The organism is Noviherbaspirillum sp. (assembly GCF_035254865.1).
GTDB lineage: Bacteria > Pseudomonadota > Gammaproteobacteria > Burkholderiales > Burkholderiaceae_D > Noviherbaspirillum.
This window is the reverse complement of sequence record NZ_DATFAF010000035.1, coordinates 1-12,029: the sequence shown is the minus strand read 5'-3', so window position 1 is coordinate 12,029 and position 12,029 is coordinate 1. Positions and strand designations below refer to the sequence as shown.

Annotated in this window: 7 protein-coding genes; 2 read left to right on the top strand and 5 right to left on the bottom strand. The window is 61.6% G+C overall.

What is annotated here, in order from left to right; all coding sequences use genetic code 11:
- Positions 1-46 precede the first annotated feature (46 nt).
- Positions 47-3,172: an EAL domain-containing protein gene (locus VJ651_RS09545; protein ID WP_324107232.1), complete on the bottom strand. Its 3,126-nt coding sequence runs from the start codon at positions 3,170-3,172 to the stop codon at positions 47-49.
- A gap of 162 nt (positions 3,173-3,334) precedes the next feature.
- Positions 3,335-6,640, bottom strand: coding sequence for a carboxyl transferase domain-containing protein (locus VJ651_RS09540; protein ID WP_324107231.1), 3,306 nt, complete (start codon positions 6,638-6,640; stop codon positions 3,335-3,337).
- A gap of 350 nt (positions 6,641-6,990) precedes the next feature.
- Between VJ651_RS09540 and VJ651_RS09535 the strand changes: the two genes are divergently transcribed.
- Both VJ651_RS09535 and VJ651_RS09530 read left to right on the top strand, forming a co-directional pair.
- Positions 6,991-7,530, top strand: coding sequence for a glycosyl hydrolase family 18 protein (locus tag VJ651_RS09535; protein WP_324107230.1), 540 nt, complete (start codon positions 6,991-6,993; stop codon positions 7,528-7,530).
- A gap of 29 nt (positions 7,531-7,559) precedes the next feature.
- Complete coding sequence (locus tag VJ651_RS09530; protein ID WP_324107229.1) at positions 7,560-7,694, top strand: hypothetical protein; 135 nt, start codon at positions 7,560-7,562, stop codon at positions 7,692-7,694.
- Positions 7,695-8,394: 700 nt separating this feature from the next.
- Here the strand turns inward: VJ651_RS09530 and VJ651_RS09525 are convergent.
- The 3 genes from VJ651_RS09525 to VJ651_RS09515 form a co-directional block, all read right to left on the bottom strand.
- Positions 8,395-9,528 carry an acyl-CoA dehydrogenase family protein gene (locus tag VJ651_RS09525; RefSeq protein ID WP_324107228.1) on the bottom strand — a complete coding sequence of 378 codons (1,134 nt, stop codon included), beginning with the start codon at positions 9,526-9,528 and terminating at the stop codon, positions 8,395-8,397.
- Positions 9,529-9,537: 9 nt separating this feature from the next.
- On the bottom strand, positions 9,538-10,734 hold the full coding sequence (locus VJ651_RS09520) for an acyl-CoA dehydrogenase family protein (RefSeq protein ID WP_324107227.1): 1,197 nt from the start codon (positions 10,732-10,734) through the stop codon (positions 9,538-9,540).
- A 325-nt stretch (positions 10,735-11,059) separates the two neighbouring features.
- Positions 11,060-12,029, bottom strand: a 970-nt coding sequence (locus VJ651_RS09515) for an acyl-CoA dehydrogenase (protein ID WP_324107226.1), incomplete at its 5' end; no start/stop codon positions are given.

Below are 12,029 nucleotides of genomic sequence, written 5' to 3'. Positions count from 1 at the left end.
GCTATTGTAGTCCGGCGAACCCGGGAAAATTTTTCCGTCGGCGGTTCTATTGCCGGATCTCCTCCCGCTCGCCGAAGAATCTTCGTTCTCTCAGAAAACCCCGGAACACTTGCGCGGAGACGGCCGAACTATAGTAATGGCCCTGCACCTCGTCGCAGCCGAAGAGGCGCAGACGATCGATTTGCGCCCGGGTTTCGACGCCTTCCGCAATCACGCGCAGGTTCAGGCTGTGCGCGAGGTTGACGATCGCGTAGGTGATCGCGTCGTCGTCGTCATCCTTGAGCATGTCGGAAATGAAGGAGCGATCGATCTTGATCTTGTCGATCGGAATCTGCTTGAGGTAGCTCAGGCTGGAGTAGCCGGTGCCGAAATCGTCGATGCTGATCCGCACGCCGAGGTCGCGCAGGCGCATTGCCAGCGCGGCAACCACCGATGCGCGGCGCATGATGGAGCTTTCAGTGATTTCCAGCTCCAGGTAATTCGCATCGAGCTGTGCCTCCTTCAGGATGCCGGTGACCAGATCGGCGAATCCTTTTTGCTGGAACTGAATGGGCGACACGTTCACCGAGATCGGCACCGGATGCAATCCTTCGAGTTCCCAGCGGCGGCACTGTGCGCATGCTTCGCGCAGCGCCCATTCGCCGATCCTGGCGATCAGGCCGCGCTCTTCGGCCACCGGAATGAATTCCGCCGGCGAGAGGAATTGCTGATCGTTGCGACGCCATCGCAATAATGCCTCCGCGCCGATCAGCTGACCTTTCAGCGCGTCCACCTGCGGCTGGTACCACAGGCTCAGGTCGCCGAGCTCGATTGCGCGGCGCAGCTCGCGCTCGATGTTGGAGCTGCGTGTGATCTGCTGATTCAGCTCCTCAGTGAAAAACTGGTAATTGTCGCGGCCATGGCTCTTCGCCTGGTACAGCGCGGAATCCGCATGCCGGATCAGTTCCTGCGGCGTGTTGCCGTCATCGGGAAAGACGCTGATGCCGATGCTGATCGTCGTGTGAATTTGATTTTCCAGGAGCATGAATGGCCTGGCCGTCGTTGCCAGGATCTTTTCCGCCACCTGCACGGCCTGCGGTCCGTAGTCGATGTTCGGAAGCACGACCAGAAATTCGTCGCCGCCGATACGCGCCACAGTATCTTCTTCCCGCACGCACTGCTGCAGCCGCTCGCCGATTTCACGCAACAGCATGTCGCCGATATGATGGCCAAGGGAGTCATTGATGTTCTTGAAATTGTCGAGATCCATGAACAGCAGCGCCACCTTGTTGCGGTTGCGCATGGCAATATGCATGGCTTGTTCGAGGCGGTCCTGCAGCAATGCGCGGTTGGGCAGCGCGGTCACGCTGTCGTAGTAGGCGAGCGTTTGCACCTGCTGCTCGGCGCTCTTGCGCTGCGTGATGTCGGTGCTGACGCCATCGATGCGCGCCGGCTTGCCGTCATTGCCCAGCACCAGCCGGCCGCGGCAATGTATCCAGCGTATGCTTTGGTCGCGGTGCATGATGCGGTATTCGCAATCGCACAGGGGAAATTCGGCGCTCAGTGCGCGCAGGCCGTTTCTGATGTGTGCGCGGTCTTCCGGATGGACGGCGTCGAACCAGAGTTGCGGCCGGAGCATGAAGGACGAGGGCGGATAGCCATAAACGTTTTCGGCGGATTGATTGATGTAGATCAGCCTGTTCAGATCGGCTGAAAACGACCACACGACATCGAGTATCGATGCCAGGATGCCGTTGAGCCGGTCCTCGCTTTCGCGCAGCGCCGCTTCCGACTGTTTGCGTTCGGTAATGTCGCGGCAGATGAGCTGGACGAAGCGCTCGCCCTCGCGCTCGATCACGCGTGCGCTGGCTTCGACCGGCACGATCTTGCCCCCGGCGCTTTGCTGCGTGACCTCGAAAACCGCCATGCCCGATTCGTGCAGCTTGCCGAAAGCCTTTTCGAGCGCAGGACGACAGGCAGGCAGAAACAATTCCTCGACGGGCAAGCCAGTCAATTCAGTGCGGCTGCGTCCGAGCACCTGCGAGGTCTTGTCGTTGACCTCCAGTGTGCGGTGGCTGCCATCGGCCAGAATGATCATGTCGTTTGCATAGCGTGACAGGTAATCGTATTGCCGCTGCAACCGATCCCTTTCCGTCGTGGCTTGCAGGGCGCGCAGGCGCAGGGCGCTTTCCCGTTGCTTCCACCAGAACAGCACGGCGATACCCAGCACCGACATGATGCTGAGTCCGGCGACGGTGACGATCCAGGCGTAGCGACTCGCGTGGGCGCGTGCCGCGTTACGGTCAATCATCGTGATCAGGAACCAGGGTACGCCGGCAATCCGGCGCGCCACCGCCAACGCCGCGCCATCCGGTGTATCAATGGGCAGAACGCGGACTGTGTCCGCGCGCGCGGCTGCGACAAGTTGCATCTCCGTTACCGGCAGCGCATCCAGATAGCGAAAGCGCGCCGACTCTTCACCGGATGAGATCATGACCACCTGATCGCCCCGTATTTCGGCCAGTAGTGCTTCGGTTGGCGCATTCAATAGCGGAGTCGAGCGGATCCAGGACTCGAGACGCATGTCTGCGTTCGATACCAGAAGAAGGACGGATGAACTCGCCGCACCCTGCGCGTCAATATTCAGAAGAGGAGTGGCAATGTCGATCACACCTCTGGAAAACCAGGGAGCACCGAGTGCGTGGATGGTGGAAACCGCCGTTGTATTCGTTGCGATTGCTTTTTCGATGGTCTCGCGCGCGATCGGATCGAGCGGCGCGACCTCGCGATCGGTCGAGATGCGGGTGTTTCCATTGCGGTCGAGAATCGAAACACCGAGATATCGATAAGTATTCTTGATCGCCTGCAATTGCTTTTGCACCGCGCGCCGGGTGCCATCGTCCGGCTGGCCGCGTGCCACCCATTCGTTGATCGTTTCACCAAGAAATGAGCCGCCACCGAACATGGCTGCGTCGCCAAGGCGCTCCAGGAACCAGCTTGACACGGCAGCGGCCTGCAGGTCGGCGATGTGGTTAAGCGATTCCTCCGCTTGTTTTTCCTCGCCTTCGACCAGTTGGCGGAACACCAGGAATCCGGCCACCACGCTGATGATCAACAGGGCAACAAAAATGCCGATAGCCAAACGGGAGTGGCTTTGGCTATTGCCGATGGGATCTCCAGGCAGTGTCAGCATGTTCCGATCGATGGAGGCGAGCACGGCCGTCAGCGTCGAATGGCGCCCGGAAATCGCGAAAAGGCATCGCCGAACAATTCCGCCGCGGCATTGACAATAAGACCGCGGCATTTCGAAGCCGTTCGCGTACCTCTTTCTTTTAGAGACTGTTTTTGCGTGCTGCTACCAGGTATCGATGCAGGGCCGCTTCTTTCCGGTGCGCGGCGCGGCCGGCGGCGCGGAGCGCAGGCCGCGCAGGATCCAGTGCCTCGAGACCATCGGGTCGATCACGTCATCGATCTCGAGGTACGATGCCATGTTGATCGCCTTGCCGCTGTCATAGGACTGCGCGACCATCTTGTCGAACATTGCCTGCCGCTCTGCCGGGTCGGCGATCGCTTCCAGTTCCTTGCGGTAGCCTAGCCGTACGGCACCTTCCAGTCCCATCGCTCCGAATTCGCCGCTCGGCCACGCGACGGCAAAGAAGGGCGTGTGGAAGCTGCCGCCGGCCATTGCCTGCGCGCCGAGCCCATAGCCCTTGCGCAAGACAATTGTGAAAAACGGCACGCTGATGCTGCCGGCGATCACGAACATGCGCGACACATGCCGCACCATTGCCGTCTTTTCCGCATCGGGGCCGACCATGAAGCCTGGCGTATCGCACAGAGAGACCATGGGCAGGTCGAAGGCATCGCACAATTGCATGAAGCGCGCCGCCTTGTCCGCCGCCTCGGCGTCGATCGCGCCGCCCAGATGCTGCGAATTGTTGGCGATCAGGCCGAAAGGGCGGCCTTCGATGCGGATCAAGGCAGTGACGATGCCGCGGCCGAACTGGCGGCGCAGTTCCAGCACGGAATCCTTGTCGGCCAGGGTTTCGATCACCTTGCGGATTTCATACACGCGCAGACGGTTTTCCGGAACGAGCTGGCGCAGCCTGCGCTGATCCGCGCATTCCCAGGCATCGACCGAGCCCTGAAAATACGACAGATATTGCTTGGTCGCCCGGACCGCTTCTTCCTCATCCTTGACGACAATGTCGATCACGCCGTTGGGCGCCTGCATGCTGACCGGGCCGACTTCCTCCGGTGCGAACACGCCGAGTCCGCCGCCTTCGATCATGGCCGGACCACCCATGCCGATGGTCGCGTTTTCCGTCGCGATGATGACGTCGCAACAGCCGAGGAAGGCCGCATTGCCGGCGAAGCAGCGGCCGGAAACGACGCCCACGCGCGGTACCAGCCCGCTCAGGCGGGCAAAATTGATGAAAGACATCACATCCAGCCCTGCCACCAGCGTCGCATCGGTATCGCCGGGCCGGCCGCCGCCGCCTTCGGCGAACAGCACCACCGGCAATTGCCATTGTTCGGCCAGTTGGAACATGCGGTCGGTCTTCTTGTGGTTCATCATGCCCTGCGTGCCGGCGAAGACCGTGTAGTCGTACGACATCACCATGCAGCGCGCCTTGCTGTCGTCAAACAATGCGCCGTTGACGCTGCCGATCCCGGCCACCAGGCCATCGGCCGGGCTGATCCGGATCAACTCTTCCAGCGAGCGGCGGCGGCGCTGCGCTGCGATGGCCAGCGCGCCGTATTCGATGAAGCTGTCGGCATCGCACAGGTCGGCGATGTTTTCGCGCGCGGTGCGCTGCCCTGTCTTGCGCCGGCGGGCGACCGCATCCGGCCGCATTGCGTCCAGGCCGATCGCATGCCGCTGCTGCACTTCCGCGAGATCGGGGCGAATCGCATCGAGATCGATCTCCTGGGCTGCATCCGCATGTTGCGCATCGATCTCGGCCGGCTCGATGTACACCAATGGATGACCCTGGAACAGCACGTCGCCTATCCTGACGTTCACCATGCGCACGAAGCCGCTGGCATCGGCGCACACGATGTGTTCCATCTTCATCGCCTCGATGATGGCGATCTGGCGTCCTGCATGCACCACGTCGCCTTCGCCGACCTCGATCGACACGACGGAGCCCGGCATGGGCGTCGCGATGGGAATGGTGTTCTCCGGTGCTGCATGGCTCTGCGAAGCGCCATCCTTGCTGCGCTCGGCCGCGGCCGCATACAGCTTCTGGTGCGCGCCGCCTTCCGGCTCGATCAGGGCCGCGATATGTTCCTCGACGAAGCGTGTATGCACGCGGTTGGCAATCACGTCGGGTCGCGTCAGCAGGTTTTGCAGGAAGCCGATGTTGGTTTCCACGCCTTCCACGCGGAATTCGCACAGCGCACGATATGCTCGCGCCACCACTTCGGGAAAACGCCCCGAGCTGGTGGACGCGATCAGTTTCGCCAGCAGCGAGTCGAAGCGCGGGCTCGGTGTATAGCCGCTGTAACCGAAGCTGTCGACCCGTATGCCGGGGCCGGATGGCGGCTCGAAGGCGCGCAGCGTGCCGCCCGAAGGCAGGGTGTTGCCCTGGGCATCCATGGTCTCCATGTTGATGCGCGCCTGCAGCGCGAAGCCGCGCGGCGCCGGTATTTCGTGCTGCGTCAGGCCGAGCTGCTGCAGCGTATGGCCATCCGCCAGTTGCAGTTGCGCCTTTACCAGATCAATGCCGGTCACCTCTTCGGTGACGGTATGCTCGACCTGCAGGCGCGGATTGGCCTCCATGAAATAGAAGCGCGCATCCGGCCCGCGGTCGTCGGCGTCGACCAGGAATTCGAAGGTGCTCAGCCCGCTGTAGCGCACCGCCGTGGCAAGGCGGACTGCCGCGTCGACGATGCGTGCGCGCAGCGCGTGATCCAGCGTGGGGCTGGGCGCGATTTCCACCAGCTTCTGGTTGCGGCGCTGCAGCGTGCATTCGCGCTCCCACACATGGCTGACTTCGCCGCTGCCGTCGCCCACGATCTGCACTTCGATATGCCGGGCACGCGCGACGAACTGTTCGACATACACCTCGGCACTGCCGAAGGCCGTCTGCGCTTCGGAGCGGCAACGCGCATAAGCCTCGCCGACTTCCGCGTCGTTTCGCACCGTGCGCATGCCGCGTCCGCCGCCGCCCGCGACCGCCTTGATCATCATCGCAGCGCGCTCGCCGAGCTCCGCCAGGAAGGCGCGTGCCTCCTCCAGCGTCACCGGCTGGTCGCTTCCTCGCACCACCGGCACCGCATGCTGTTTCGCGAGCGCGCGCGCCTGCGTCTTGTCGCCGAACAGTTCAAGAATCTGCGCGCCCGGACCGACAAACAGGATGCCTTCTTCCGCGCAACGCCGCGCGAATTGCGCATTCTCGCTGAGGAAACCGTAACCCGGATGAATCGCGTCGCAGCCCGCTTCCCTGGCGACTGCCACCATCTGTTCGATGTCGAGGTAGGCCGCCGCGCCCACGCCGTTCAATGCACGGCTGTCGTCCGTGCGCCGCACATGCAGCGACGACGCGTCGTCCTCGGAATAGACGGAAACGGTAGCAATGCCGAGCTCGGCGGCAGCGCGCGCGATGCGGATGGCAATTTCGCCGCGATTGGCGATCAGAAGGCGTGTGACGGCCATGTGGAATCCTTGTCTCTGGGTCTTTGCTGGAATGATCGGTATGTTTTAGCACGGGCGTGCGATTATTGTCTACGGTTTTGACTAGGGAGGTTGGTCTGCCCCAGATTCTCAACTTTTCTCAAAACGGGCACGCCAATGTTTAAATCGCATGCACGGCGCCTGGAATGACAAATCGTCAAGTACCGCCCGGCCCCGATGAATGTTTCGCGTCGGATCGACCATTCGCTTGCAGCTTTTGCGCGACGGGCTCTCGTTGACGCTACAAATCAATCATGAACAAGCTGGTCATCATGGTGCGAGCGTCCGACAGCACGCACCGAATTCCGGAAAGCGGCTGACAAGGGGGGGGCATGAAAAAACTCTGCACGCTGTTGTTTGCGTTAGCGGTCACCGGATGCGGCGGCGGAATGGAGGGCGATACTGCCGCCGCGGGCTTCAACCCGGACCAATCGCTCGCCAACCGGCTGGAAGCACTGGCGGCCATACTTGCTGCCGAGGTGAAGAAAAAGCCGCCGCAATTGACGCTGATCGTATCCATAGGCGGCCCTTCCGGCGGCAAGCCGTTCTATCACCTGGCCGGTGATACTGCAAAGAGAGGGGTATTTGTCGATTCCGTGACGAACTACCGGGACGAACACCCGTATATCGACGGGGTCGACCTCGATTGGGAAAGCCCGGCTGCCGGCGCGCTGGGAACTTCTGGCGACGGCGAATCGTATGCCGATCTCCTGAGCGACTTGCGCGATGCACTGGATGAGCTCGGCATGGAAAACGGGCGGAAATACCTGCTCACGTCAGCCGTCAATACCGGCACCTATGTCGTCAGCAAGATCAACTACCGGAGGGCGCAACAATACATCGACTTCTTCTTTGCGATGACCTATGAATAATACCGTCCGGTATCGGTCACCACACGCCCTTGTATCCGAGTACGCCGTACAGAGGGGTCCAGACCCTGATCAATGCCGGCGTGCCGCCGTCGAAACTGGTTCAGGGCGTCGCCACCTACAGCCGCGGATGGGGAAACTGCACCAATTTCGTCGATGTGACCTAGGGCAGGGGCGATGCCAATTACAACGGAAAAGGCGGCACCGAGGTCTACCCCTGGCTGGCGGACAAGTTTCTCGACCGCAAGGGCAATGGCAAGAACAGATATCAGGTGAACTACGATTCCAGCTTGTACTCATGTGAAAGCCGCTCTATATCGGCTCCGACGATCCTCGCGTCGCCTCGGAAAAAGCGCGATTCGCCATCACCAGCGGACGCAGCGCTGCGCGTGGCGAGATTGCCAGCGATCTGATCGCGCAGGGAAAGGCCGCGCCGGCCGGTTTGCATCTCGACGTCCGGCTGTGCGGCAGACAAAGCTTGCCGGATGTGGTGGACCAGGCCCGCGTCGATCTCGGATTCCGGGCGGGTTTCGGAGGGTTCTCGGTGACGAGCTATGAGAGCTGGTTCAGTACGCCGTAGCACGCCTGCATGATGGATCAGTGCATCAGACCGTGACTGATTTGATGAGTGCAGGGGCGATGAGTGAGGTTACATGAAGCTGAAGGTGTAACCCATGTGATTGAATTCGACAGGCGTTCGTTGTTGTGTTTTTCTTCGGTGATGCAAGGGCGAAGTCACTTCGTGGGGGCTTGCCGGGACTGGCCCCGGCGGGCCGCCTACTTTTTTGCTTCGCCAAAAAAGTAGGCCAAAACACAGCGGAGACAGGTCTTCCTTTAGGCGCGACTTGATCGTGTCTTGACGCTTCGTTAGAGCTGTTGCGCGTACGAGTCCAGATGCTGGTCGGTGTTACCGAACTGCATTTCAATGGCCATCAATCTCTTGAAGTAATGGCTGACATCCAGTTCATCCGTGACGCCCATGCCGCCGTGCAGTTGCACCGCCTGCTGGCCGACGAAGCGGCAGGCTTGGCCGATCACGACCTTGGCCGCATCGAGAGCGCGGTTGCGTACCGCCGGATCGGGATCGTTGCAGCGCACTGCGGCGAGGTAGCTCATGGAGCGTGCCTGTTCGATATGCAGCACCATGTCGGCCATGCGGTGTTGCAGTGCCTGGAACTTGCCGATCGGCTGGCCGAACTGCTTGCGGTTGCGGGCATATTCGACCGTCGCTGCAAGCAGCTTGTCCAGTGCGCCCACGGCTTCCGCGCAAACCGCGGCGAGGCCGAAGTCGAGCACTTGTGCCAGTGCGCCTTCGGTATCGGCAGCGGCGTTGAGCATCGCCGACGCGGGGACGTAGGCCTGATTCAACCACACGTCCGCAGCGCGCACGCCGTCGACCGTGGCGTAGGAAACATTGCGCAGGCCGTCCGTCTCGCGCGGCACGGCGAATACCGCCAGCGTGCCGGTTTCGCCGGCCTTGGCGATGCGTGCCGTGACCAGCAGCACATCGGCCGAGGCGCCGTGCGCGATCACGCTCTTCCTGCCGGTCAGGACATAGCCGTCGCCGACCTGGAAGGCACGCGTTTCAACTGCCATGCGGTCATAGCGGGTGGACGGTTCCTCGTGCGCCAGCGCGGCGATTTTTTCGCCGGTGGCCAGTGCGGGAAGCAGTGTGCCACGCTGTGTTTCATTGCCCAGCAAGGCAAGCGTCTTCGTGGCAAGCACCGCGCTGGCGAGGAAGGGTTCGAGCAGCAGTCCTTCGCCGACGGCGTTCATGACGAGCATGGTGTCGATCGGGCTGCCACCCAGGCCGCCGTCGGCTTCCGGCACGTTCAGCGAGAGCAGGCCGATGTCGGCCAGACTTTGCCAGACCTCGCGGCTGAATCCCTGGGGCGATGTTGCCTTGATTTTCTGACGTGCTTCGAAGCCATAATCCTTCGCGATGAAGCGGCGGGTGGTATCGACCAGCATCTGCTGTTCTTCGGTAAAAGTGAAATCCATGATGTGCTCCTACAGTCCGAGGATCATCTGCGAGATGATGTTCTTTTGAATTTCGTTGGAGCCGCCGTAGATCGACAGCTTGCGCATGTTCAGGTAGTTCGCCGCCAGCGGCACGGAATAGAAGGGCCCGACCGCATCGCCCTGATAGCCGGCAGCCATGGCCTCGCGGCGCAGCTGCAGGCCGTAGGGGCCGACCGCCTGCACCAGCAGCTCGGTGATAGCCTGCTGGATCTCGGTGCCCTTGATCTTGAGGATCGAGGCTTCCGGACCGGGAGCGCGATGCGCGGCTTCGGCCGACAGCACGCGCAGGTTGGTGATTTCCAGCGCGGTGAGGTCGATCTCGACTTGCGCGACGCGGGACGCGAACATCGGGTCCTTGAGCAGCGGCTTGCCGTTCTTGGTCTCGAGCGAGGCGATGCGCTTGAGGCGTGCCAGTTCGCGCTTGGCGATGCCGATGCCGGCGATGTTGGTGCGCTCATGGCCGAGCAGGAACTTGGCGTAGGTCCAGCCCGCGTTTTCTTCGCCGACCCGGTTCTCGACCGGCACGCGCACGTCTTCGAACCAGACTTCATTGACTTCATGCGCGCCGTCCATCGTGATGATCGGACGCACGGTGATGCCCGGCGATTTCATATCGATCAGCAGGAAGGAAATGCCGCGCTGTGCCTTGGCTTCCGGATCGGTACGCACCAGGCAGAAGATCCAGTCGGCGTACTGGCCGAGCGTGGTCCAGGTTTTCTGGCCGTTGCAGATGTAAAAATCCCCGTCGCGTACGGCGCGCATCTTCACCGACGCGAGGTCGGAGCCGGATCCCGGCTCGGAATAGCCCTGGCACCACCATTCATCGGCGGCGAGAATCTTCGGCAGGAAGCGTTCCTGCTGCGCGGGTGATCCGTATTGCATGATGACCGGCGCGACCATCTTCAGGCCGAACGGCACCATGCGCGGCGCGCCGGCGGCGGCCAGTTCTTCCTCGAAGATGTATTGCTGCGTGGTGCTCCAGCCGGGGCCGCCGAATTCCTTTTTCCATCCGGTGCCGCCCCAGCCCTTGGCGTGCAGGATCTTCTGCCAGCGGACGTAGTCGTCCGAGTGAAGGACCAGGCCGTTGAGGACCTTGTGCTGAATGTCCGCGGGAAGGGATTGTGCGACGAATTCGCGGACTTCCTGGCGGAAGGCGAGTTCCTCGGGAGTGAAGTTCAAGTCCATGTGTTCCTCTGTTTGTTCTTTGTTCCGGCGATGGCTGGTTCTTTGGTGATGCAGTACCGTTTTCTCTTCGTAGGGCCTTGCCGGGGGCGGCCCGGCGGCCGCTCACTTTTCTTGCCTCGCCAAGAAAAGTAAGCAAAAGAAGGCGACCGCGCAGCCGCTGCCCCTACGGGGTTCCCGAAAGAGCTGGGCTCAAATCGGGAAGCGAAACCAACTCGCCTGCGGCTCAAACATGTTTCACTTCTTATCCGATTTGAGCCCAGCTCTTTCGGCAGCGTCAGAAGCGGCAACTGTCCGGCGCAATCTCATCTTGTTACTGCAATCGCAGTTAAAACGCCGCAATTCCCGTCTGTTCACGTCCCAGGATCAACGCATGAATGTCGTGCGTACCCTCATAGGTGTTGACCACTTCCAGGTTCACCAGGTGGCGTGCCACGCCGAATTCATCCGAGATGCCGTTGCCGCCCATCATGTCGCGTGCCATGCGCGCCACGTCCAGTGACTTGCCACAGGAATTGCGCTTCATGATCGAGGTGATCGAGACCGCTGCGGTACCTTCATCCTTCATGCGCCCGAGGCGCAGACAGCCTTGCAGGCCGAGCGTGATCTCGGTTTGCATGTCGGCCAGCTTCTTCTGGATCAATTGGTTGGCCGCCAGCGGCTTGCCGAACTGCTTGCGGTCCAGCACATACTGGCGGGCACGGAACCAGCAGTCTTCCGCCGCGCCCAACGCACCCCAGGCAATGCCGTAACGTGCCGAATTCAGGCAGGTGAACGGACCCTTCAGGCCGCGCACTTCCGGGAAGGCATTTTCTTCCGGGCAGAACACCTCATCCAGCACGATCTCGCCGGTGATCGAGGCGCGCAGGCCGACCTTGCCGTGGATGGCTGGTGCGGACAGCCCCTTCCAGCCTTTTTCCAGCACGAAGCCGCGGATCGTCCCTTCATCGTCTTTCGCCCACACCACGAACACGTCGGCAATCGGCGAATTGGAAATCCACATCTTGCTGCCGGACAGGCTGTAGCCGCCCGCCACTTTCTTCGCGCGGGTGACCATCGAACCTGGATCGGAGCCATGGTTCGGCTCGGTCAGGCCGAAGCAGCCGATCCATTCGCCGGTGGCCAGCTTCGGCAGGTATTTCTGTTTGGTCTGCTCGTTGCCGAATTCGAAGATCGGCACCATGACCAGCGAGGATTGCACGCTCATCATCGAGCGGTAGCCGGAATCGACGCGTTCGACTTCGCGCGCGATCAGGCCGTAGCTGACGTAGTTCAGGCCGGGGCCGCCGTATTGTTCC